1 rRNA gene is annotated in these 687 nt (G+C 54.0%); it reads left to right on the top strand.

The window, feature by feature from the left end:
- Nucleotides 1-687, top strand: a 23S ribosomal RNA gene (locus QP503_RS08800); the annotation flags it as partial.

Below are 687 nucleotides of genomic sequence, written 5' to 3'. Positions count from 1 at the left end.
GTCCTAAGGTAGCGAAATTCCTTGTCGGGTAAGTTCCGACCCGCACGAAAGGCGTAATGATTTGGGCACTGTCTCAACGAGAGACTCGGTGAAATTTTAGTACCTGTGAAGATGCAGGTTACCCGCGACAGGACGGAAAGACCCCATGGAGCTTTACTGTAGGTTGATATTGAATGTTTGTGCCACATGTACAGGATAGGTAGGAGCCATTGAAACCGGGACGCTAGTCTCGGTGGAGGCACAAGTGGGATACTACCCTTGTGACATGACCACTCTAACCCGCGACCATAGATCTGGTCGGGAGACAGTGTCAGTCGGGCAGTTTGACTGGGGCGGTCGCCTCCTAAAGTGTAACGGAGGCGCCCAAAGGTTCCCTCAGAATGGTTGGAAATCATTCGCAGAGTGTAAAGGCAGAAGGGAGCTTGACTGCGAGACCTACAAGTCGAGCAGGGACGAAAGTCGGGCTTAGTGATCCGGTGGTTCCGTATGGAAGGGCCATCGCTCAACGGATAAAAGCTACCCTGGGGATAACAGGCTTATCTCCCCCAAGAGTTCACATCGACGGGGAGGTTTGGCACCTCGATGTCGGCTCATCGCATCCTGGGGCTGAAGTCGGTCCCAAGGGTTGGGCTGTTCGCCCATTAAAGCGGTACGCGAGCTGGGTTCAGAACGTCGTGAGACAGTTCG

The organism is Pauljensenia sp. UMB0895 (genome assembly GCF_030218905.1).
Classification (GTDB): Bacteria; Actinomycetota; Actinomycetes; order Actinomycetales; family Actinomycetaceae; genus Pauljensenia; species Pauljensenia turicensis_A.
Note: the sequence above shows the minus strand (reverse complement) of the source record. Positions and strands in the feature narration are given on the sequence as shown.